This is a genomic window from Paenibacillus sp. J22FR83 (assembly GCF_059691955.1).
In genome coordinates, this window is record NZ_JCAUAM010000001.1 from 365734 (window position 1) to 389514 (window position 23781).

Here is a 23781-nt window from a genome sequence, read left to right on the forward strand (position 1 = left end):
CCTGCAAGTTGACGGGCATTGGTAAGACGGTAACTTATTTACTGTTTTTCGCCCATGCATCCAGTTGCTTTTGTTTCTCTGCAATAATTTTGTCAATGCCTGCTGATTTCAACTTAGCGATGAATTCCGGCAAGGTCTTGTCTGGATCAACGCTACCCGTTTCAAGCGGAAGTTTATACTGCGTAACAACGCTTGCCACCGCGGCATATTCCGTCTTAACCGCACTTGCATCAAATGTAAAGCCTAGTGCCTTGGATTTTAACGCCGATTTGTTGAATTGATCCATATTGGTCCAAATCTTTGGATCATTTCCATTAAATACATAGGACAAGAATTGGTTGCCGAATAAATAACCCATATTCAAGTTGTAACCCGAGGTTTTCGCGTCTACACCTTGCGGGAAGTCGATCACATTGTCTGATTTGACAACGTAATGTTGTCCCTCAATGCCCCAGTTGAACAAGTTCACGATATCTTTATCCGTATACAGAAGATTCATGAAATCCATCGCTTTTTCTTGCGCTTTGGAATTAATCGGAATTCCCCACATGACATTGATTACACTCGCCGTTCTCGATACAGGTTGTACCAAGGTCGATGTAACCAGTTGCATACCCGCAGCAGTGGATTCCGATTGCTCGAAGCCTAATTTCATATTAGCCAGATAGGCGAAAGCCCGATTCGACTTGATAAAATCATATTGAGAAGTCTTGTTCGTAGCTGCATCTTTCAAAATAAGCCCCGAATTGTACCAACCTCTTACCTTTTTGAGAAGCTGGGCATATTCCTGAGTCTCGTATAAATTAACGACTTTCAAGTCGTTATCGTAATTCGGCAGTACACCCATCGAATCGCCAAGATCATCATATGTGCGGTATCTGTCAAGAATGGAAACGCCAATGTTGCCTGGAATGAGCGGTGTCATATTCGGTTCATTTGCTTTAATCGTTTTCAGCGTCGCTTCAACGTCGTCTAGTGTACGGATGCTATTGACATCAATATGATACTTGTCGACAAGATCTTTCCGCATCGCTATCCCTTGACTTGAAGCAAAGTCGCGAATCGTTGGTATCGCATAAATAGATCCATTTATTTTCGTGGCATTTAAATAAGCGGGATCCATCGTCTTCATTATTCCTTGACCATGCTGCTCAAGAAGCTTATCAAGCGCAATAATTTGCCCTTTCACAACTAAGCTGCTGTAATTATTGTTCCCGACAATCATGAGATCCAGCTTCTCGCTACTACTCAGCATCAAGTTCACTTGTTGATCCCAGTTTCCATAACTAATCGGGGTTAGTTTCACAGTCGCATTAATTTTCTGCTGCGTGATTTTGTTAACTGCATCTTGAACTAGCGACATATCCTTGGGAATCGTCCCGATGACTGGAAAAGCTACATTTAATTCTGTCGTTTTCTCTGCAGGTTTCGAAGAGGCATCTCCTGTGGAAGCTGTGCTCGTGCTGCTAGCGTTATTTCCCCCACATCCAGTTAATACGATCATCGATCCAAGAATAAGTGCACTTGCCGACTTTATGCTTTTTCTCATGGTTTTCCCCCATTTTCATTTTGTTGCTCGCTTTCAGAAACGATGCTTTGCATTCCTCGGCGATAGTTTTATTTTACCTTCACCCCGCATCAGCTTCTGCCCCGTTCACGACTTTTCATTATACATTTGCCGACTATAGTCAAGGCTCCAATTGCTGATGCAATTGACGGTATTCATTGGGATTCATATCAGTATACTTCTTAAACATACGGGAAAAATGCGAGAAATTCGCGTAACCAATATGCGAGGCAACAGCACTGATCGGCATCTCAGTCTTGATGAGCAGCTCTTGCGCAAGCTTTAGTCTCTCTTGAAAGAGATAGTCAGAAATGGCTAAACCAGTTTCCTTTTTAAATATGCGAGTTAAATAATCGGGATTAAGAAACACGTGATTGGCAATGTCTTCACGCGACAAATCCTCGGCGATATGACGTTTAATGTAGGAAATGACGCGATTAACTACACTCTCCGATTGTTCGATGGTGCCTAAGAATTCCACCGCTCTGTCTATCGTGTGCTTCATCCATGCAAGCAAGTTCGTCACTGAACGGGTCGCTGTTTCAGTAAAGCTCAACGAAATAGAATCACTAAACAATTGATGCGCTTGAATGCCCTTATTTTGAAGAGCTACATACATCATCTGTTGAAAATCTTGATAGAAAAGTTGAAGTAGCTGGGCATCCAACCGATCTTGCTGCACCTGTTGAAGCAAATATGTGGTTGCTTCTTGCAACACTTTGATATACGCCATTTCCTTCAGCATAACCGCCCATACCCCCATATCAGGCAGCTCGTGCTGTGAGAACTGGACTTGGAAGTTGGACAGTTGAAACACTTTATTATTGTAGGCGACATTACTCTTCTCAATATCACGAAGCCGATTGACCATCGCGTACATATCTTGGCCGTGTACAAATGACCCCATATAACAAGAAAGATCACAATAAAAGTACTGACCGCAAGCTTCAATATAGCGTTCACACTTGCTTTTCAAGAGCAACTCGAACTCAGCATGGTTGTCTGCTGGCAATATGGCAAGTAATCTTCCGCTGTCGAGAGCAATGACTTGACCGTTCTGTTTACTACCGGTTATCAATTCTTCAGCAGCATTCTTGAGCGCGTATTCCATAATTTTCTCTTCACGCAAAGTTAGCTTCTTATGCCACCTCTGCACACTAAGAAGAATAGGGATAACCGTTATCGCTTCATCATAAGGAATGTTCCGCTCCGCGGCGGCATTTCGAACCGCCTCTGCTGCAGGGGGAATTGCTTGGTTGATCAGATCCATCCAGAAACGCTCGATCAGCATAGGCTGGTGCTGGAACCAGAATTGGCCGTATTGACTGAACTGAGCTTGCTCTGAATCTTTCTGAATTTTATCTATCGCTTTTTGAATCGTGTCCTCTAGTTCCGTAAAAGGAATCGGTTTTAGAATATAATCAATACTCCCCAGTTGGAGAGCTTGTTTGGCATATTTGAAATCCGCATGGCAGGTAAGGAAAATCGTCAATGTCTGTGGGTATTTTTCATTAACCCAAGCTGTCAGTTCTAATCCATTCGCTTGCGGCATCTCAATATCACAAAGCATGATATCGATTCTCTCGCTTTCGAATACATCCTTAGCTTGTTTCACAGTAAAAGCGGAAAACACAGACGAAATTCCAAGTTTTTCCCAATTGACACCAGAACGTATTCCTTCAACAGCGTGTGTCTCATCGTCAACAATAAGAAGATGAAGCATGATGGTTCCCCCTTCTTTATAGCTCCGTCTCATAAGGCAGCTTGATCTCGACAACAGCACCGTGAGGATATCCATTGAAACAGGTAATAGATGCTTTCCCTCCGTATAGAAGCTGCAATCTCTTCCGAACGTTCCATATCCCGATATGTTCCCTTTCTTCATCATGAACTGTATGCCCCGACTGAATTATGGATAGAACGTCTTCTGAAAATCCTTTTCCCGTATCCCGAATGACAATCTCAACGTACGGATCAGGACCATCCTCTTTCAAATCAATGGAAACGGAAATGTAAACGGGCTCTTCCAATGTCACACTATACTTAATCGAATTTTCCAAGAATGACTGTATCACAAGTGGAGGAATCGGGATGTTCTCCAAGAAATCTGGCACATCGATCAAACACGTCAGGCTTCCCGGAAATCGAAGCTCTTGAATGCGAACGTAGTTACGGACATGCTGAAGCTCTTCACGAAGAGAAACAAACGTTAGATTGCTTTGAAACATAAACCGGAAATAACGGACCAAGCAGAGCGTCATCTCCTGAATCAACTCGTAATTTTTCACTTGAGCCAGGTTAAACAAGATGTTTAACGAATTCATGAAAAAGTGCGGATTAATCTGAAGCTGCAAGTGCTGAAGTTCCGCCTTCTGCTTGCTGAGTTGCTCCTCGTACACATGAATTTTGAGTTCTTCGATTTGCGCCATCATATGATTGAAGGTTTGATTCACCAGAAGGATTTCATCAGAAGTTTTATAAGATTCAATCCGAACATTGACATTGCCATCATTAATCCTTTTCATTGCCATAATCAATCGTTTTAACGGGACCAACAAAATTTGACGAAGGAAAAAGAGGCTCAAGGGCAATAAAGCAATAGAGATCACTGAAATGAACAATGTCAGTCGAGATAGATTCGGCAGGTTCTGCAGGATCTGGCTGTCTTTAATCACTGCGGCCAGACTAAAATTGCCTTCTTGTGAGGGTTCTCCGACGACGAGCAAACTATTCTTCTCTCCAGTCATATAGTACTGGTCAAAACTCTTTGTAAAGTCGATATGTTCGTCCGGCAGCGTATTCGTACTAATCATGAGCTCTCCCGTTTTACTTACGAGAAGAGCACTCCCCTCTTTTCCTAAATCGATCAGATTAAGCGGTATCAACAGCGTCTTGGCATTTACCCAAGCCCCGATGTAGAGACTACCTGACCGAAGGATACGCAGTGCATAATAGTCTTGTCCGATTTTCCTTACAAACCACCGGCTTCCAGCTTCTGCAAAGTCCGGATGACTGCCCAGAATCTCATGTAACTCCTGTTCAACCATATCCCGTTCAGCGAACTCGATGTTCGATTTGAATATATCAAGAAGATCCTTGCGTGTGTCAGAATAAACAAAGAAAGCGTCAATGGATTTATAAAGAAGAATATCACTCGATAATTTATTAGAAACCGTGTGCTTCGCCAGTTGGTATTCGTCCTCTGAATTAGGAAGGTTCATCGACTGGATATCATAATCGGAAGTCACTAACCCGATCAGATTCCGCTCAGCATCTCTTAATTGCGTGTCGATCTGCCCCATATATAATGAAATCAAATTTTTATTGGATAAAGCCACTTGGTTGTGAACGACTCGAATACTATAAAAATTATTGTAGAATAGCAGCGTGATAAGAGGGACGGTTACCAGCAGTAAGCCCACAACCAGCTTGAAACGAATTGAGTTCCATGAAATATGAAGGATTTTCATTTCTTCTCCCCCTGTGCGGTCAGTTAAAAGACTGCCGAGCTAGGCTCAACAGTCCTTTACGTCTTCCTATTGTCGGTTATTTTGCGATTCCTGAATCATAACAAATTTTCCGATTCCGCACTACCGTTTTGACGACATCGGGCTGTGCATTTCACGATATTATAGTTGAGAGAAGAACGTTGCTTGTCCTTGTATCGCTCCTTTAAATTTTTCTCTCATTCACGCCAACTTTCTTCGCTATCCTTCCGTCTAATTCTTATCTGAAAAAGGTGAGCTTTGTTAACAGCAGGAGGAAGCAGATTATGAGTTTGCAAGTGGAAAGTGAATTGGCAGCGAGCAATGCTGCTAGTAAATGGAGGTATATGCCAGGACTCGATGGGCTGCGTGCGCTGTCAGTTCTAGCTGTGATTGTCTATCATTTGAACAGTTCTTGGTTACCCGGAGGTTTACTGGGGGTTGGCGTTTTCTTCACCTTGTCGGGCTATTTGATAACCGATCAGTTACTTATTGAATGGCAAAGCACGAGACGTATTGATCTAAGGACGTTTTGGATAAAAAGAGTACGAAGGCTCCTGCCGGCTATGATGTTCATGCTTGCCATCGTCAGTTTATGGTTACTTATTTTCGATCGAACACGATTGTTTCAATTACAAGGAGATTTCGTATCGGTATTGCTTTACTTTAACAATTGGTGGCTCATATTTCATAAGGTCTCTTATTTTGAAAGTTGGGGGCCGCCATCTCCAATTGGCCATTTATGGTCGTTAGCCATTGAAGAGCAGTTCTACTTCATCTGGCCCCTGGTGCTAGCACTTGTCCTGCGCTGGGTTAACCGTCGAGGGATAGTTTTCGTACTCACGTTAGTAGGCGTTCTCGCTTCCATACTCGTTATGGCTTTCGTCTATCAGCCTGGTATGGATCCAAGTCGGGTGTACTATGGTACAGATACACGTGCTTTCGCGTTGCTCATAGGTGGAGCGCTCGCCATTATATGGCCCAGCAAGAAGATAGCCAAGCAGTCTACCGGCAAGTCAAGCGTGGTACTCGATCTGATTGGTGGCGCAGGACTAGTAGGCATCCTTATTATGATGTTCACCACGAATGCCTATAACGCATCCTTGTATGTCGGCGGATTAGCCTTATTTTCAGTAATATCTGCGATCGTCATCGCTGTTGTTACGCATCCAGCCAGCCTACTGGGGAAAGTCATGGGCAGTAAGCCGCTGCGTTGGCTCGGTAAGCGTTCCTACAGTCTGTATATCTGGCACTACCCGGTTATTGTACTGACTAGTACCTCTTTGGGCAAAGAGGAAACTCATATGGGTACCGTCCTTCTACAGATGTTACTAAGCTTTATTTTGGCGGCTTTCTCTTATGCCTGTATTGAGGAACCATTCCGACGAGGGGTCATCCAAAGACAGCTGCTAACAGATCTCCGTTCGCCTGTGCGACTGCGATATGTGCTGATGGTTACTATTTTACCCATCCAACTTTTCGTCATCTCCTGTTCCAACAACTTATTTGATGTGAAATCGTCAGCTAGCGCTGCGACAATCCTTTCCGAGGTGACGATTGTCAACACAACTGCAACAGATTCATCGCCCAACGTTCCATTGGTATCGATATCACAACAATCGTCATCAACCTCATTATCAACATCATCACCATCGTTATCACAAGCAATTGTACAATCGCCAACACCAACTACAACTCCAACCCCAACCGAGGCACCCCCCAAGCCACATGTTGAAAATGACCAAATGATTACGGCTATTGGAGATTCCGTTATTTTGGATGCAGCACCCTTCTTGGAGCAGTTGCTTCCAGGGATCGTTGTAGATGGGAAAATCGGCAGGCAAATGTCCCAATTGCAAGGGGTTATCGATGAACTGAGATCCAAGAATCTGCTGGGTAAAAGAATTATTATTGAACTTGGAACCAATGGAGCATTCAATCCAGATCAATTGCGAAGCGTCCTGACTTCACTGGGGGATATGAAACAAATTATGCTAGTGAACACACGCGTCCCTCGCGACTGGCAAGATCAAGTCAACGCTACATTGTCCAAAGTGGCCGCAGAGTTTCCACAAGCGACGGTCGTAGATTGGTATAAGGCAAGCAAAGGTAAGGAAAAATACTTTGTCCAAGACGGTGTTCACCTGAAAGAGGAAGGTGCAAGTTATTACGCATCGCTTTTGAGCGAAGCCGTACATAAGACTAAGAAGTAAGGCTTTGGCGGGTACAATGTAATTGAGGCGTTCCAATAAGTCTATATAGACTTATTGGAACGCCTCTTTTCGTTATGGCCCAACGACTTCCCGTAATTTAACTGGATTTTCTCCATCTATTTGAAACGGATAGAGCGAATTCGGATGATTAACTGTACTTCCTGAAGTTAAATTCCTTCCATTGTCTCGATTTTCCAAATTTCGAACAATTCACCTGTACTTTTTCCATCTAATCATGAAAATACCTCAAATTCAAGCACATTAGCTGTAGTTTTTACATCTAAATGTGTATGCATCAGTGGGACAGCCCCATCTTATTCATCGTCATGAACCAACTTTATTTCTCAAGAATTAGAACACCATACGGATCCATGGAAACGTCTTTTTCAATAACACTGCCAGTGAAAAGGGATACTAGCGGCTTTTTCACATGGATTGTTACCTGTTTATCCGAGTAATTCAATAAGAAAATATACGCCTTCTCTTGTGCGTATCGAATGCCCAACTCAACTTCGGCAGGGATATCCATATCCGCAGCTAGGGGAGATTTCAGACCTATGTCATCCAAAATAGCATCCACAACAGGCTCGTTGTAAGCAGCTCCATAATACCATACTTGCCCTTTACCGACCGTTCTCCTTGTCAATGCCGGCATTCCTTTGTAATACTCAGAGGCGTATTCAGCCAAAATGTCAACATCCGCTTGTTCAGCACGAAGAATTTCATTAAAGCCAACAGCTGTCGTTCCTGAAGGCAAGCTGCTGCTGCCCCTCCAGCTCAACTCGGCTGGCTTTACGGTTCCTTTGATTAACGTAAAATCATCAACTTTAATTCCGCACAGTTCAGCAACTGCGCCCGGGAATGGCCGCATATAACAATGACCGCTCGGATTCTTATATCCTGTACGGGCACCGAAGAATAACTTACCGCCTTGTGCAACGTACTCTTGCAGAAGCGCTGCCGTTTCATCTGTCATGATCGCCGCATGGGGATAAACGATGGTTTTGTATTTCGTTAGGTCTTCCAGAACAGTTGTCGGTCGCAATGTGATCATATCGGTTGGCAGGTGACGATATTGCAGCTGCTTATACCACGAACGAACACTTTGGTTATTTAGCGGACCGTGCCACTGATCCAGTTCTCCATCCCAACTATTATCATAATCCTGTAGGATGGCAATCTCCGCTTGATAGGTCGTACCCGCAATGAGCTTACCTATTTGGGCAAACTCTTCGCCTATCTGACCTACCTCTCTCACTCTGCGATTCGGTTCGTTCGCGTAATCGTTAATGCCATGCCAATACATTTCTGTCCCCATCGTTGCTGTTCGCCAGCGGAAATAGACAAGCAGGTCCGTGCCGTGAAGTACCGATTGGTACGACCATAGACGAATTTGCCCTGGCCTAGGCGTTCCCATTCCTTTACTATCCACCCAACCGCCAGGACCGGATTGCTGTTCCATTACACAAAAGTTCGGCGACATCGAACGAACATTGGATAGCTTCATACTCCACGCCCGATCATTCAGTGGATTCTCATCATCCCCCACACGAACCGTTGCAAATTGCGGGTAGGAATCATACGAGAAGAAATCCAATAGCTGATCCGTCATTTCGTGATTATCAATATGACCGAACGTGCCGTTCGTCGTGACCCAATGATGCGGATCTAACTCCCTGATGATATCCGCTTGCAGCTTGGCAAATGAAATCGCGATGTCCGAAATGAATCTTTTCTCGTCTAAAGCCAAATGCGGATTCGGCGACGCACCAATCATGGTCCGTGTGAGATAAACCTGCTCCCATGCGGTATATGTTTGGCTCCAGAAGACAGTTCCCCAAGCTTTATTCAGGTTATCTAGTGTCCCATACCGAACTTGAAGCCATTCTCGAAAGGCTATATGATCCGTCTCTGCATAAAAAAGATCCATCTGGCAATTGAGCTCGTTATCAATTTGCCAACCAAACAGTGCAGGATGATCCCGATAGGCTTCTACCATTTTACGAACAATGCGCTCGCAGAGCTCTCTGTACGTCAGACTGGAATAATTCGTATGACGGCGCATGCCGTGCCTGTATATGACACCATCGACGTTGGCATTCAATACTTCTGGATACTTATGTGTAAGCCATGCTGGAGGCGTTGCTGTCGGAGTTCCTAAGATCACTTTCAAGCCATACTCATGGGCAAGATCCATCACACACCTAAAGAAACTAAAATCAAAGTGGCCCTCCTGCGGTTCAAAAATCGTCCAAGCAAACTCCGCTAACCGAATGACCGAGATATTCATCTCTTTCATTCTTCTGAGATCGTCCCCCCACAGCTCTTCGGGCCAATGCTCTGGATAATAACAGACGCCTAGTCGTAATTGATCCATTTGAATGGATTTTGCCATTAGTTTACCTCCGCATGAAACAATGCTAATTTGGCATACATGTCTTCTAAAATAAATCGGACATCGATATCTCGATATACTCGGATTCGTCTCTCCATTTGATAATGAATATAGGACAAGTCAGGGGCTATGCGCGGTGCTGGCTTCATGTCATAATCAAAAGGCTGATCGTTCATCAACAGCCCTACAGCCGGAGAATCTCCCAATGTCCATACTTCTCCTCTAGGCCATCCTGGATTGTTTGCCCATTGATCGTTGGTCTCCACCAATTGTTGATATAAATAGTGGCCGATAGCGCCGCAAGGTTCCACTCTCGCTTTTAATTCCGCGATACTGACTCTCATCTTGGCGTAGACATTTCTAGGAATTTGCCACAACGGAATCTGTGAACCCAGCACAACATTCGCAGCGTGAATATCGTTCCCTAGATTAAATTCCTCTCCACCTTTTGGCCAAGCTCCTCCTCCAATCCATACCGCTGTCAAGCGATCAGCAATCCCAGGGCTCATGAGATAAGCTGCCGCTAGATCAGTGATGGCTCCTAAGAAAATGACGAACAATGGCCTTGGGTCATCCGACATAGCTTCGCGTACTATCAACTTCGCCCCCTCCGATAGGGCCGGCGTTGTTTCGTCTTGCATCGCATGTTCTGCCCCACAAAGAACGGGATATTCTCCCGTTAACCCCATGAGATCCAATAACAGTTCGATTTCTTTCACACTATCGAGCATCGAAGTCTTGCTTCGTGCCGGGCCAAAATGAGCACCAATCAGCCCTTTTACGATAAATTGCGAGGTTAATAACGCATGAACGATGGCATACTGGTCATCAGCCTCATTCTTGGCATCACTGTTCACGATTAAGCGGATTTTCTTAAGCTCAGGTACCTCCACGGCATATTTCATTAGCCAGACCTCACTTTACTTTTACTTGCAGCTATTCAATTACACAGTGTACTTCCCCTTCGGTGATGCCTACTTCATTAAAAGCATCAACCCTGACATGGAGCGATTGCCCTTTCATTAAAGCGCCAATTTGGACGGATTTCTTCTCAAAAACCATATAACTATGATAAAGTTTGTCTGGTGCAAAGCCCCATAGTACATTGAACCCAAGCACACTTGCGCTTTCCCATGTGACGGAAAGGTCTAATTCACTCAAGAGTTTCGTTTGAACGTTGGATACTTGCTCAGGAAGTTCCCCTTCACCTATCCCAAACACTCGCAATCCGGATATGCAGGCATGTTGATTGAAGGGAAGTTCCAAAACCGTACACTTGATATACCGTGCTTTCACCCCATCTTCTTTCACAACGAAATCATGTGACAAATCCGAATCCACGCTTGATTTATCTTCCATGACAAAATAGTCTTTTCCGTCAATGGAACCCTCCAGAAGCCATCTTGTCACATGCTTCCGCTCATCCAGGTATCTTTTCGTTATGTTGATGACTCCGTTTTCCATTGGTGTTACCCCCTCTGGAAACGAAAGGTCCAATTGATCATCGGCAAAATTGATTTGTACAGCACGTACGTCACATACATGCTTCAGATCAATCTCAAGCCATTCACCTGGTTCATGGGATGCTGCCCTCCACCAGCTCTGAATATTTTCATCCGTTGCCTTCGAAGCGTCTTTCCCTATTTCACAAGAAGAGGCACAAGATGGCTTGCCATAGGAGAGAAGCATCCAATCTGGATTACACCAAGGGTCTATCGCTGCCTGTTCGATCTTCATAGGCCAATCGCCATATCGCTGATTACAGAATAATTCGCCGTCTGGATCAAAGCCTGCCGGCCACAACCCCAAACGTCTTTCAAAAGGATGATTTACGCTGACTCTCATACTTGAGGTATGCCACCAATTGCCAAACTTATCTTCCAGTGTGGATCCATGACCGGCACCGGGGATAAATCCGCCCGGCTTATAGGAGTAAGGGTTATTTTGAGCTAAAACAAATGGTCCAAGCGGCTTGTCGGATACGTAGACACCGTCGGAGTACACATTGTATTGCGTTCCGGGGCTGGAATATTGCAAATAATATTTGCCATTATATTTATCCATCCACGGTCCCTCGATGTAGGGATCACTGCCGACAACTCTCCTGTACATATCCAGTTTTTCTTCGGTCATGTTTCCGCTTTGCGCATAGGCTTGAACCAATTCCTCGATTTGTTCCGCTGTTTTGTCAAACACATGATCTTCACCGCTTCGTTCATAACCAATCCATGTGGGCTGACCAAAAATAAGTTCAAGCGGCTTACCGATCGGTTTCATATCCGCAGGATTCAGCTCAACGCCATAAATAGGTGTGATGTTGGAACAGCCCCAGTAGAAATAAATGCGGCCATCCTCATCGACGAACAGATTTGGATCCCAAAAAGGGAAATCCACAGGAATTTCTTCAAATGCTTCTTGGACGGGATCTTTCGTCCTAAAGAAGGAGCAATTTTTACTTTTGGAAGATGCAGAAAAATAAATATATTCCCCGATTTCCCTAACATCAGGCGCGTAGTCATAAATCGGCACACCTGTAAGGCTATGAAATTCCCAATCGACTAGGTTATCACTCCTTAGGAATCCTGCTGTCATCGATGGGAATAGATAATACTTTCCTTTAAACAAGATTAAAGAGGGATCTGCTGCTTCTCTTGCTATGCTCATTTTCCCAGATTGAATAAATTGATATTTGTATGCCATGTTAATGGGATTACATACATATGTCATATAAGCTGCTCCTTCCACAAGGCGGATTACTCAGAGTTAATGCCGTTCTTTATAAACAAAATAATCAAAATCCGCATGTAGTCGGGTGCCGCTCAAGTCTTGCACACACATGCCAACGAACGTACCCGTAAACCGCAGCGGAAACGCGGCATCATCCGAAAGATGACGAATATCGATTTCAGGGCCGATCCAATTCCAATCGCCTTCCCCGAGTGCATAAGAAAATTGCAACTTTTCCCGATTCACATTCGCTTTTAACCTGACAGGTGTATGTTCGGGAATCGACACTTCAGCATCAAGGAATTCATCGTACTGTCCTTGAATCGTCTGGATAATCCCCAACACCTTGCCAGCCTCTTCCTCATGCGAGATACGCAAATAGACATAATCGTCCCCATCGTAATACAGAATTAAGCCTGCCATTTGCTGAAAATGTGCTGGATTAAATTCGAGTTGAGTTTCTGCCTCGAACTGAAACGACTGTTGTCTGCGAGCTACGAGACTTTGGCGATGCCACGAACTTAAGGACTCCATTCCCCGAAGTCGCAAATGCCCTTCTCTTTCCTCTAGCGAGAACCAGCTTGGATCCGGTGGAATTCGCAGTGTGCTCCAATGCAAACCTAGCTTTGCTTCATCAAAATCGTCCTTCTCCGCTTCCGCCGGGAAAGGGAAACTCGGAAGCTGGGGAGCTTTGGCTTGTAGGAGCGGACGATTTCCGCCTCCCGCCAATCGCAGCCAGCCGCTGTCGTCCCATACACATTTTTGAAGCGCCGTCTCTCTTCCTAGTGTGCAAAAATGTTCCACAGTCGGTCTTGCGCACAAATGTGCCAAGTACCATTCACCGTTTTGAGTTTCGACGAGGTCGCCATGACCAGCCTTCTGAAGAATCGAATCCGCAGCTCCAAAGCTTGTCAGCATTGGATTATGCGGGTCGATTTCATAAGGACCGAGAAGGGAGGTTGAACGGGCCATCGTAACAGCATGCTCGTATTTCGTCCCGCCTTCGGCTGTCATCAAATAATAGAAACCATTCCGTTTGTATACATGCGGGCCTTCCGTGAATCCAAGTTCCGTCCCTTGGAAGATCGTAGACACAGGGCCAATTAATTTGTTTTCATCGACCGAATATTCTTGGATGACAATGCCACCGAACTTGTTGCGGCCCTTGCGGAAATCCCAGATCATATTAAGCAGCCATTTACGACCGTCCTCGTCGTGGAACAAGGACGGATCGAAGCCGCTGCTGTTCAAATACACGGGATCAGACCAAGGTCCAAGTATGTCCGTAGCGGTTACCAAATAATTATGCGTGTCCTTGAATGCGCCTTTGCGAGATTTCACATCCGTGTATATTAAATAGAAGATGCCGTTATCGAAAGTTAGACATGGTGCCCATACTCCCCCTGAGCTCACATTTCCCAACATATCCAGCTGTGAGGTTCGCTGAAGCGGATGTGTCAGGAGCTTCCAGTGAACAAGATCTTTGGAGTGATGAATTTGAACACCTGGAAACCACTCAAAGGTGGACGTTGCCAAATAGTAGTCATCGCCGACACGAATGATGGAGGGATCGGGATTGAAGCCGCGCAGAATGGGATTCACGATTTCATTCATAATCTAATCAATCACCCGCACAGGCCCGATAAGTCCGCTTGGTTCCTGCTGTGCGAAGGCCGACAAGAAGTCGGGCAGTTCTTTCACCATCGTATTCGTAACTTCTACGACTAACTTATTTGTACCCTTGTGGATAAGACCATCGACTGCTAAGGCGTATGGAGGACAAATACGAACACCTGCCTCTTCACCGTTGATCCATACTTGCGCGGTTTCATAGATTTCACCCAACTCTAATTGAATACCTTGATTCACCGTTTCATGCCACTCAAATTCCGTTTCATAACGGAACGTCCCTGTAAATCGCGGCAAGCAACCAGCATCGCTCATATTGCTTAAGGTGCTCATTTTCCCCCATGCTTCAAAATGAGGATATTGTTCCGCGGTAGCCATGGACACCGTCCATTCGCTGTTTATCTCTAATTCCGAACCACTTGCAATCTGCGGTGCGCCCTCATGTCCTTCAAGATCAGTACCATGAATGAGTACGATAGACTCATACGGATGAAGGACAACTTCGACTGTTGTGCTCGAATCCTTCTCCTGCAAGGCATTGAGCTTTGTCAGTCGATTGATAAAGGCATCATAGGCATAGACATCACCTTTGACTGGCAAAACGATTTTCCTGCGAATGGTTTGATGCGGATGTTCGTTAAAGAACATAAATACGTCCAAGCCTTCATGCGCGTAATGGTAGTTCCGGAGATAAGGTTCAATTGCGTCAATTTGAATCTCATAATGTCCATCCGTAACAAGCGTTTGCGCCAAGACGTCTAGTGCAACAACCTTTACATTTCGGTGATTAGCAAGCTCAACTAGTTCAGTAGTAACTTCGCTGCCTTCGCTCGATCGTGTCGGCAATCCGCCGACAAAACGCACTGCTAAGCCTTGTTCGGCAAACGCTGCCAATCGGCGAATCGCCGCGGCTGGGAGCGCCTCTGCATATGGCACGATAAGGCATGCAAAATCCTCATTATGCACATGTAGCTTGTTATCCTTCACGCTTGCCGCATCCAATAGGATATCGATTGGCAAGATTTCGCAGTCAATCTGATGCTGCATCAATTGCTTCACGGGCTTTTGGAACAGCATCGCCTCGCCTGACCACTCAGCTTCAGCATGATACACAACGGCCGCAGTGGCTACATGCCGTCCACCTGAAATCAGGTGACTGATCCGATTCATGTAATGATTTAAATGCTTGTAATAGCGATATTGAGGATTTTTCCCCCCTGCATACATATGCGGTGGACAATCTGGGTCTGGATCCTTCTGCGTAAAGGCATGCGGGACAAAATAATTGACGCCGCGGACTAGCATATGGTCCGTAAGCCATTTCATGAGCTTCAAGCCCTCCGCCCAGCCGTATGCCCCATAGACTTCGCACATCGTTCGTCCTTGCTTTTTCGGATCGAGGTGCCCCAGCGATACGCCAAGCTTGGCAAGCCCATAGTGGAAAAACTCACTATCCGTATCCCCACCTGGCTTGCTAAACGATAATTCATCAAAGCCAGGAACGATCTGCCACAGCACCACATCGAGGCCAGACATATCTTGCCCCCACATGGAACGGAAGAAATGTCCTGCTCCGGAGCCAAGCCTTGCATGGACGTTGTTGTCCTCGAGTACATGTCCAATATATTCAACTCCGCGGGCTCTGCACCACTCTCCGATCTGGCTGCAAAAGTTGTCCGCATAGAGCTTGCTTACGATATTCATATAGGCATACCGCACGATATGTGTCTGTTCTCCCCCATCATGAAAGAGAAGATGAAGGTGTTTGCGGTAGTCGGCACCCAGCGCCTGCTCAAGCAGAACTGGCACATCACTGCTCCATGGCAGCGGCACGCCTTTTTTGCCTGGTCTAGATTGGAAATCAAAGGTCGTCTTGTCATTGTAAAATCCTGGTTCATCCGAGAAAAATCCAGCAAACGTTTTACCGAATTCAGCCTTATATCTTTCATACACAGCTTCATACACGGTATCTAGCAAAATGCGTACAGAATCTCTATCCAATGGATTCAAATAATCGTCTTGTTGCAGGCTGCCGCCATCCTTATTTTCCGTGATAATGAATACGCGCCAATATCCTTCAGGAATATCCCAGTATAGGATGCCGTCTTGCACGCAATCCGTGATGTCGATACTATCGCTAAGCAAATCTCCACTTGTTGGATCACGGCGAACCGCGACAACGGAGATTAGTTTATTAAAGCCAGTTGCCCGCTCCGGATGGGAGATCGTCGGTCGAAGGCCACGCATCAGCAAAGTATTCAGCAGCAGTGATGTGCCTTTGGCCGGGCCGAGCGTATCGATATAACGCTCAGCCAGAAACTTGCGATGAAGCTCTTCGGGCGCATCCTTTACTTTGCCTGCGGCATGTCCTGTTGGAAAATGGTCATCATCCAGCAGCCAAACCTTCATGCCGCGGCTGCGGGCCTCATCCATAATAATGTCCATATCCGTCCACCACTTTGGTCCTAGAAAATCCGGATGTGGACGAGCTTCTATACATACAGCTCCGATGCCTGATTCATGCACACGGGCAATTTCTTCACGGATCACGGCTTCTTCCTCACCATGTTGCCACAGAAAAGGAAGAATGTAATTATTCTCTTGGCCTTCAAGCACTTCTTTCATACGATTACTCATGGGTACCTCCTATTTGTAACAAGATCCGCTCGACTTCGATAAGAAGCCGAGCGGATCGAGTCAATCTCTATTATTTTTTCACTTTTGCGTACCAATCTCTGGAGCGTTTCGTTACTTCTTCGCCACCCGTTTTGTTCCATTTTTCTACAAACTCATCGAATTTGCTGATCGGGAATTGGCCAAGGATAATCTTAGTTGCGTATTCGATAAACAATGTACGGTTGTTAATGTCTGGGAAGCCGTCGTAAACACTTGCTGGCATACCGTCGCCGGCAATTGTTTTTGCATACTTTTGTGCTTCTTGCATATTTCTATTCGTTTGATCAACTGCCCACATTCTATCATTTGATGCTGTGCTTTTATTTAGTTCAGTCATGAAGTCAAGTGTCGACAATTTGGAATATGGATCAAGAATTAGATTTTCTTGTGTGCTCTTGTCATCCGGAAGTTTAACCGCTTTGCCGTCCTTCATCGTATAGTGCATACCTTCTACACCAAGGAATAGGGAGTTCCAAGTCTTCTTGTCATACATGTTGTTCAACAGCTTCAATGTTGCCATTAATTTCTTTTGATCCTTCGTGTTCTTAACAACCCATTGTGGCTCTAAGAATCTTTTCCATGTATAGAAACCTTTGTATCCTGGAACTTCTGGCACAGGAAGGACTGCAAAGTCAGGTTTTACACCTGTGTTTTTGAATGTGTTTTCCATGTATAAATAGCTAGTTTCTGCCCAGTGGAAGAAGTTCCCGGCTCTACCGTCATTAACTTTTCCATCCCACTTCGCCTTATCGTTAAGCAGTGATTCTTTATCAAGCAGTCCGTCTTTATACAACTTAGCAGCAAATTCCAAAGCGGATTTCATGTTCGGTGTTACTGCAGCATAAGTCAGCTTGCCGTCATATAGATCCCATTGCGGGTATCCTTCGAACATAGCCACGCCATACATCGCGAACAAATGATCCATCCAACGCGCTTCCTGACGTCCACCTGTTGGAAGCTCATCCTTTTGACCATTGCCATTAGGATCCTTGTCACGGAACGCTTCCAAGACTTTGACGTACTCGTCTTGCGTTTTCGGCATCTGTAACCCTAATTTGTCTAGCCAATCCTTGCGAATCATCCCTGCATATCTGCCGTAGTCAACGACGCCAGGGATGTAAAAGATTTTCCCTTGACCTGTAGGGTCGTTCGCTTTCACGATATCCCAAATATCTTTCGGAATCGCATTCCAAAGATTTGGGGCATATTTAGGCAACAGTTCAGTAAGATCCGCAATCGCACCATTTTTAGCCAGACTGTTTTCAATGCCTTCCTTAGGAAGGAACAGATCTGGTATTTCGCCGGCAGCGATTTTCAAGTTCAACTGATTTAGGTAATTCGTGCCCCCGTTCCATTCTACATAAGGATGAATGACACCAACACCTAGCTTTTCTTTATACAATTCATATAGCTTGCTGCCTTTTGTGATCGGTTTGTACCCGATATTGGTACCCCACACTTCAATATCCACAACTTCACTGCCATTTGCATCCTGAACCTGTGCAGAAGGTGCAGTCGTACCTTGGGAAGATTCTTTGTTTGCGCTGCTACAGCCAGTCACGGCCGCCGTAATCGCAAGGAGACATGTCGCAGATACCAAACCTAACTTTTTAAAACCCATGTGTTAATCCCCCTATGAATTGAAATAAATAATATGTTTAAGGCAAATGCCTAGAAACCAGAAGAATTTCTTACCCTTTTACCGAACCAATCATAGCGCCTTTGACAAAGTATTTCTGAAGGAACGGATACACCATAACAATTGGAATGATGGCGAAGATAACTGTCACGGCTCTTAATGTTCGCTCGTTATAGTTCAAGTCAGCCGTAGAAGCTGCCCCAACCATAATCACGTTATCATCTGTGATGAACTGGCGAATCTTAATTTGCAGCGGGAACCAATTAGGATCTTGCAAGAACAAAAGTGGATGTTGGAACTGGTTCCATAACACAACGCCGTAAAATAGCGCCAGTGTTGCCAATACTGCTTTGGACAGCGGAAGTACGAATTGAAACAACATTCGGAAATATCCGCATCCTTCGATAAATGCCGCTTCCTCCAATTCCTTGGAAAACCCTTTAAAGAAAGATCGCATGATGATTAGATTGAACGGATTCAGAATGTGCGGCACGATGAGCACCAACGGGTTATTATACAGCCCGACACCTCGAACCGTAAGGAAATAAGGGATAAGCGGTGCTTTAAAGATCATCGCAATGACGACACCGATCATAATAACGCGGCCCCAACGAAACTCCGATTTCGACAAAGGATATGCGAGTAAAGCAGTCATCAACAAAGCAAGCGCCGTACCTACTACCGTCGATATGAGCGTTAGGGAAAACGATTTCCACAGGTCCACGCGGTCAATCATTTGCCCCCATGAGTCTAGCGTAAATTGTTTGGGCCAAATTGTGACGAGATTCATATCTACAGCACTTTTGGAACTTAATGATGTTGAAATTACGGACAGCAGCGGTATCAGTGCCATAACGGATAACAAGATGAGAAGGATCGTGATGGTCGATACGAATATTTTCTCTCCACGTGATTCAAACATATCTACCAGAGCCCCCCATCTGAGAATTTCTTCGAAAGTTTATTGAAGATAAACACCAATGTAAATCCGATTACGGACTGGAACAATCCAACAGCCGTTGCAAAACTATACTGTGCCTGCTGAATACCTGTTCGGAACACATACGTATCGAGGATATCTCCTACGCTGTAAGTCATTGGAGTTAACATATTGAAGACTTGATCAAATCCTAAATCTAGGAAGTTACCGATTTCCAGTAAGAACAGGACAAGCACTGTAGGTAGTAAAAGCGGAAACGTAATATGACGAATTTGCTTAAATTTTGATGCCCCATCCATCATAGCTGATTCGTAGAGCTGAGGATCAATCGCACTGATGGCAGCCATGTATACGACTGTTCCCCAACCAGCGTCTCTCCAAATGGATGAGATTACATAGATAGGCCGGAAGTATGCGCTCTCCTGCATCGCTAGCACAGGTTCATGACCAAACCACCCAATGACGATGTTGAACAATCCGCTGATTGAGAAGAAATCAAAGATAATACCAGACACGATAACCCATGACAAAAAGTGTGGAATATACAGCGCGGTTTGAATCCCTTTTTTAAGCGCTGATATTCGAATTTCGTTCATCATAAGGGCCAGCAGAACAGCAACTGGAAAAACGAGAACGATTTTCAGAAACCCCAAGATCATGGTATTACTGAACACCCTTACAAAATCAGGATGATCAATTAATGTGTTGAAATGTTTGAGACCTACCCATGGACTATCGATGAATCCTTTAAACACCGAATAGTCTTTGAAGGCGATTACAGCGCCGGCCAACGGGATGTATTTAAATATAACGAGAAAAATAATTCCCGGAATCGCCATGACGTATAACGGCCAATACACCTTCATTCGATTGATTGAAGCTACTTTCACTGTGTTCCCTCCCCCGTATCTTCTCTTGTTGATATCGCTTACATGTATAATCATACCGCCAGGGGGAGCTTCCCTCAATTGGGCAAATCCAAGTAAAAACAAGGTCATTTCTTAGAATTTGAAAAACCACTCCTGGTCGGAGTGGCCAATTACATTACGGATTTGGTGTATTTTTTCTATATTCCCTTGGTTTGCATCCAGTTAGTTTCTCAAATAATCTAGCGAAGTGCTGGGTATCCGAATATCCAACCATCTCGCAGATCTCGTACACTTTTAAATCGGTACTCTGTAGAAGTTCTTTGGCTTTGTTGATGCGGATCTGAGTCAGAAAATTCACATATGTTTCCCCTGTCTTTTGTTTGAAAAACTGACTTAAATAAAGGGGAGAGATAAAAAAACGAGAGGCTAAATCCGCAATTCGGATCGGCTCTTTGTAATTCTTCATCAAATAATCCTTGATCTCTGTTATAATGTCCTTTTTCTTGGGGATATTATGCTCTAGTTTGAATGAAATAATTCGTCGTATGACTTTAAGTGTCCATTCTTCAAGGTGCTCTAACGTCCGAGACCGCGAAATACTCTCTAGAGATAGAATATGTCGGCCCAAGAAATCGTTCTGCTGCAGCTGTTGAAAGGGCATGTTCCGAACGCATGAGAGAAGTATGTTCAAGCACAGAGACTGATGATCTGCCGCTCTCATGTTCTTTTCTGCTTCCATCCCTCGGAAGATCTCCCGAATGGTCTCTACGCACCCAGACTCGTCCATATTATCGAGACCAGCTTCGAGCTTAGCGATCAACTCCCCAGGGACAGCATGGCTGGGTACTGTCAGGTTGTTGATCTCTGGAAACGGAATTACCGCATCGGTTCCTTTGATGAATTTGTAACTTAACGCATAACTGGCTTCTTCAAACGACTGGCTGACTCCGACAGCGCTCTTCTGTATAGTTCCAATTCCCAGGGTTGCAGACAGATCCAATGCAAGATGTATGTCCTCCTTCAAAAGCGAGCTTGCGCGGACTATATCCTCATACTTGATGGACCCACTATGAGCTATCACGATAGCCACTTGGGAGCCGGCATAGCGAAAACGAAACACGCCTTGGTAGTGTTTAAAAGCCCGATCGATACTCTCAAATACATCATGTAGTCTAAGTTCCTTCATCGCAGTTGTACTGCCGTCTAACTCAAGAAGAGCGCACACGAAAGACGCATTCTCCATGGGGATCTGTGCAGTCTGAAGCAGCTCTTCCAAGAAATCTGAATTATCGCTTCCGAGATCAAGCACATCCCGCCAATCTTTCTCTTGCTTACGGGTAAGTACCTCTTGCTTCAACTCATTCATTTCTTGAATCTTGGTTCTTTCTAAGCGAATCTTCTCCAAGACCTGACCTACGCATTCACGCAGCTCTTCAACTTCGACTGGTTTGTTGATATAGTTGTGTACACCTAATTGCATGCCTCGCCTTGCGTATTCGAAATCGGTATACCCGCTTAAGAGGATGAATTTCGCCTGACTCCCCTCGTCATTCAGCATCTTAATCATGTCAAGGCCATCTGCTTTCGGCATTCGGATATCCGTAATAACCAAGTCTGGTTGAAGGGTTTGAATTAATTCGAAGCCTTCCAAGCCATTGTGAGCCGTACCGATAACCTCGCATTCCGGAATATAGCGGTTTATCATTCTTTTGAGACCATCTACAATGCCTTTTTCATCATCTACTAAAATTAGTTTCATTCCCCATGCCTCCCACTCTTCCCATACTTAGCCCCTAAGTTTCGGAATACAAATCTCAACCATTGTTCCACGGTTCATACCTGAACGAATCGTCAAATAATACTTGTCTCCGTAATGGAGCTTGATCCGCTCAGCAATATTTTTCAGACCTAGTCCGCTATTCTCTGATTCATTATCCTCTTCAAGTTTGTATTTATCCAATTCCACATGCGCCAACATCGCAAGCAGCTCATCTTGCTTCTCCTCTGAGATACCTGCCCCATTGTCCCTGATCCGAATGATAATCTCCCCCTCATCCGTCCAGTCGCCTTCAATCACAATACTTATGGGATGACTATAATCCATGAATCCGTGGTTGATACTATTCTCAACGATTGGCTGAAATACGAGAGGGATAATCGTACAGTTTTGAATCTCTTCGGGAATCCTGACACTTAAGCTGAACATATTATCAAATCGGATATTTTGAAGTTGCATATAATTAGCGGTGTACGCCAATTCGTGCTGTATCGTATGCTGTTTGCCCCCCTTGCCCAAGGCGAGCCGAAACATGCGTGCCAGAATCATAATCATACCGGCACTCTCCTCATCATCCTTGGCCAGTACCTTCATACGAATGGATTCCAACGTATTGTAGAGCATGTGTGGATTGATTTGATTCTGAAGCGCTATTAATTTAGCTTGACGTTGCTTTATTTCCGCTAAATATACCTCTTCAATTAAGGTACGAATCGTTATAATCATTTTGTTGTAGCTATATACAAGACTTCCGATTTCATCGTTAGCCTGCTCTCTTTCCAAAGGCAGATATTGCCCAGCTTCCGCCTGTTTCATACTTCTACGGAGCGCTTTAATCGGCCTAGTGATCGTGTAGCTTAATCCGAAAGAGATTAGGGCTATGATTACACAACTCAACAGGATGACAATCACAGTCACCCCTTTGATACGATTAATTTTCTGAAGTAGTCTGGAACGCGGTATTTCCGTTTTGATAACTAAATCCCCATCTGAAGTATTTCCCGTTAAAATAATTCGGTCTTTGTCTTCACGATCCTTAATAAAATCTGCACCAAACTCGAGCGCACGTTCCCATGTCATGCGACCGCTAGCCGCATCGGAATGGTAGACAATTTCCTTCTGACGATTACTGATGATGACACTCATCCCGTATTTATCACGTGCCAAGACAAAATCTGGATCGAGCTGCAGCAAGATGAAGGGATCAAGGTCAATCAGAAGTAGGCCCGCATAAGCCCCATCGGAGCTGAACAGCAGTCTCCCTACCGTTACGACGGCTCCCTTACCTTTATCCTCATAATAGGAACGATCATGGAGCCCTGTAATAAAAAACGGATCCTCGGTGTTCCGATACCGTTCATTCCACACTTTAGCCTGTGAAAGTAAAGCGTTCTCATTCACTCTGCTTGTTGTTGTCGTATATTGATAAACATTGTTATCGCGGCTCACCAGCATCAAGGTACTAATGTCAGACTTGAGCCATGTAACTCGCATCATCAGACGCTGGACCGCCATCTTTTGATTGATCAGTTCCTCCATGGACAGATTTTGCTCTCCTGCTAAGTTGTATATCAAACCGTTCTCGACAAGAACGGACTTGGTCACTTTGTCATATTCTTCAACAAACTGATTCAACGTGGTCCGAATCTGAGATGTATACAAGGAAGCAAACTCTTCGGAGGAGTCCTCCAGCCCTGCTGCTGATTGATTAAATATGATAACGCTTACACTTATGAGAGGGATGACACAAGCGAGAAGATAACCGAACATGAGTTTGTTTTGGAATTTCATGTTTCTGATGATAACAACTATTCTTTGTGTCCAACGATTGTTCCCCATGACTAGCCCATCCTTTTGTACACTT

At 44.8% G+C, this 23781-nt stretch carries 14 protein-coding genes; 1 reads left to right on the forward strand and 13 read right to left on the reverse strand.

The genetic code is table 11. From position 1 onward, the window contains the following. Positions 1-34 precede the first annotated feature (34 nt). The 3 genes from AC58PV_RS01180 to AC58PV_RS01190 form a co-directional block, all read right to left on the reverse strand. Positions 35-1549, reverse strand: a complete 1515-nt coding sequence (locus tag AC58PV_RS01180; RefSeq protein ID WP_497430464.1) for an ABC transporter substrate-binding protein — start codon at positions 1547-1549, stop codon at positions 35-37. Between the two features lie 139 nt (positions 1550-1688). Next, positions 1689-3290 carry a response regulator gene (locus tag AC58PV_RS01185; protein ID WP_497430465.1) on the reverse strand — a complete coding sequence of 534 codons (1602 nt, stop codon included), beginning with the start codon at positions 3288-3290 and terminating at the stop codon, positions 1689-1691. A 16-nt stretch (positions 3291-3306) separates the two neighbouring features. Beyond that, the gene (locus AC58PV_RS01190; RefSeq protein WP_497430466.1) at positions 3307-5037 is read right to left on the reverse strand and encodes a cache domain-containing sensor histidine kinase; all 1731 of its coding nucleotides are present in this window, start codon (positions 5035-5037) and stop codon (positions 3307-3309) included. Positions 5038-5339: 302 nt separating this feature from the next. Between AC58PV_RS01190 and AC58PV_RS01195 the strand changes: the two genes are divergently transcribed. Then, positions 5340-7265: an acyltransferase family protein gene (locus tag AC58PV_RS01195; RefSeq protein WP_497430467.1), complete on the forward strand. Its 1926-nt coding sequence runs from the start codon at positions 5340-5342 to the stop codon at positions 7263-7265. Positions 7266-7602: 337 nt separating this feature from the next. On the opposite strand, the gene AC58PV_RS01200 is transcribed toward AC58PV_RS01195, so the two are convergent. The 10 genes from AC58PV_RS01200 to AC58PV_RS01245 form a co-directional block, all read right to left on the reverse strand. After that, positions 7603-9660 (reverse strand): beta-galactosidase, encoded by a 2058-nt coding sequence (locus AC58PV_RS01200; RefSeq protein ID WP_497430468.1) that lies wholly within the window; start codon positions 9658-9660, stop codon positions 7603-7605. After that, positions 9660-10565: a nucleoside hydrolase gene (locus AC58PV_RS01205; RefSeq protein ID WP_497430469.1), complete on the reverse strand. Its 906-nt coding sequence runs from the start codon at positions 10563-10565 to the stop codon at positions 9660-9662. The genes AC58PV_RS01200 and AC58PV_RS01205 overlap by 1 nt, the downstream gene beginning before the upstream one ends. 31 nt (positions 10566-10596) lie before the next feature. Continuing rightward, a complete protein-coding gene (locus AC58PV_RS01210) occupies positions 10597-12387 on the reverse strand; it encodes a family 43 glycosylhydrolase (protein WP_497430470.1) in 1791 nt (596 codons plus the stop codon). A 36-nt stretch (positions 12388-12423) separates the two neighbouring features. Next, positions 12424-14001, reverse strand: coding sequence for a glycoside hydrolase family 43 protein (locus AC58PV_RS01215; RefSeq protein ID WP_497430471.1), 1578 nt, complete (start codon positions 13999-14001; stop codon positions 12424-12426). A 3-nt stretch (positions 14002-14004) separates the two neighbouring features. After that, on the reverse strand, positions 14005-16653 hold the full coding sequence (locus tag AC58PV_RS01220; RefSeq protein ID WP_497430472.1) for a glycosylhydrolase-like jelly roll fold domain-containing protein: 2649 nt from the start codon (positions 16651-16653) through the stop codon (positions 14005-14007). Positions 16654-16723: 70 nt separating this feature from the next. Next, entirely contained in the window at positions 16724-18313 is a 1590-nt protein-coding gene (locus AC58PV_RS01225) for a type 2 periplasmic-binding domain-containing protein (RefSeq protein ID WP_497430473.1), read from the reverse strand. A gap of 70 nt (positions 18314-18383) precedes the next feature. Next, positions 18384-19253 carry a carbohydrate ABC transporter permease gene (locus tag AC58PV_RS01230; RefSeq protein ID WP_497430474.1) on the reverse strand — a complete coding sequence of 290 codons (870 nt, stop codon included), beginning with the start codon at positions 19251-19253 and terminating at the stop codon, positions 18384-18386. 2 nt (positions 19254-19255) lie between these two features. Next, positions 19256-20137 carry an ABC transporter permease gene (locus AC58PV_RS01235; protein WP_497430929.1) on the reverse strand — a complete coding sequence of 294 codons (882 nt, stop codon included), beginning with the start codon at positions 20135-20137 and terminating at the stop codon, positions 19256-19258. 178 nt (positions 20138-20315) lie between these two features. Then, complete coding sequence (locus tag AC58PV_RS01240; RefSeq protein WP_497430475.1) at positions 20316-21899, reverse strand: response regulator; 1584 nt, start codon at positions 21897-21899, stop codon at positions 20316-20318. Between the two features lie 27 nt (positions 21900-21926). After that, positions 21927-23756, reverse strand: a complete 1830-nt coding sequence (locus AC58PV_RS01245; protein ID WP_497430476.1) for a sensor histidine kinase — start codon at positions 23754-23756, stop codon at positions 21927-21929. Positions 23757-23781: the final 25 nt, after the last annotated feature.